Origin of the sequence: Xanthobacter autotrophicus, assembly GCF_029991245.1 — a bacterium.
GTDB classification, from domain to species: Bacteria; Pseudomonadota; Alphaproteobacteria; order Rhizobiales; family Xanthobacteraceae; genus Xanthobacter; species Xanthobacter autotrophicus_C.
Map to the genome: position 1 here is coordinate 1 of NZ_JAIVFO010000295.1, position 1390 is coordinate 1390.

Annotated in this window: 1 protein-coding gene; it reads left to right on the forward strand. The window is 71.3% G+C overall.

Going from position 1 to position 1390, the window contains the following annotated elements; all coding sequences use genetic code 11:
* Positions 1 to 1248 (forward strand): allantoate amidohydrolase (locus K9U41_RS22840; protein WP_282643131.1); only part of this gene is annotated, 1248 nt, incomplete at its 5' end.
* Positions 1249 to 1390 lie beyond the last annotated feature (142 nt).

A 1390-nucleotide genomic window follows, 5' to 3' on the forward strand; every position in this document is an offset into this window, starting at 1 on the left:
GGTGAGGCCACCCTCGCGCCCCTCGACGGCACCGCCATCACCGCGCGCCTCAAAGAGCTGGCCGCCTTCTCGGACGTGCCGGGGGAGCTGACCCGCCTCACCCTCACGCCGTCCCACAAGCGGGCGGCGGCGCAGGTGTCGCACTGGATGCGCGAGGCTGGCCTCACCCAGGTCCATATGGACGCCACCGGCACCATCGTCGGGCGCTATGCGGCGGACCGGGCCAATGCCAAGACCCTGCTCATGGGCTCGCACATCGACACGGTGCGCAACGCCGGCATCTATGACGGCAATCTGGGCGTGCTCACCGCCATCGCGGCGGTGGAAGCCCTGAATGCCCAAGGCCTGCGCCTGCCGTTCGCCATCGAGGTGGCGGCCTTCGCCGACGAGGAGGGCGTGCGCTTCCTCTCCACCCTCACCTCGTCCAAGGCCCTGGCGGGCATCTTCGATCCCAAGAGCCTGGAGGACGTGGACCAGCAGGGCATCTCGCGCGCCGAGGCGCTGCGCTCCTTCGGCGCGCCGGCGGAGCGTATCGCCGAATGCCGGCGGAACCCGGACGACATGCTGGGCTATGTGGAAGTGCATATCGAGCAGGGCCCGGTGCTGGAGGCGGCGGGCGCGCCGCTCGGCATCGTCACCGGCATCGCCGGGGCCTCGCGCGGGCATGTCCGCGTGCGCGGCGAGGCCGGCCATTCGGGCACCCTGCCCATGCCCATGCGCCACGACGCGCTGGCCGCCGCCGCCGAGATGATCCTCGCGGTGGAAGCCCGAGGCCGCGCCGATGCGGATGCCCTGGTGACCACAGTTGGCACCATGATCATTGCCGGCAGCGCCGTGAACGTGGTGCCGGGCGAGGTGCAGTTCTCCCTCGACGTGCGCACCCTCTCCGACGAGCTGCGCCAGCGCGCCGTCGCGGACATCCGCACGGCCATCGGCGAGATCGCGGAACGGCGCGGCGTGCGCGCCGTCCTCGACATCGGCCACGAGGTGCCTGCCGCGCCCTGCCACGGCGTCCTGAAGGAGCGCATGGCGCAGGTGGTGGAAGGCCTCGGCCTGCCGGTGCTGCGCCTGCCCTCCGGCGCCGGGCACGACGCCATGGTGTTCCGGGGCATCATGCCCATGGCCATGCTGTTCGTCCGCTCCGAAAACGGCAGCCACAACCCGCGCGAATACGCTTCCCCCGCTGACATCGGCCTCGCCGCCGAAGCGCTCCACGCGTTTCTGCTGAGGACCGCCGGGGAGGTGTGAGCGGGTTGTGCCCCTGCAGGTGCGGTATTCGTCGCGCCTGCGATCCCCAGGGCGATCACGCAGGCCAGAAAGAGGGGCAAGGTGTTTCGGGCCGCGAAACCGCCATCCTGGCCTCCCGCCGCCGCCCCATTTGACATTCGCC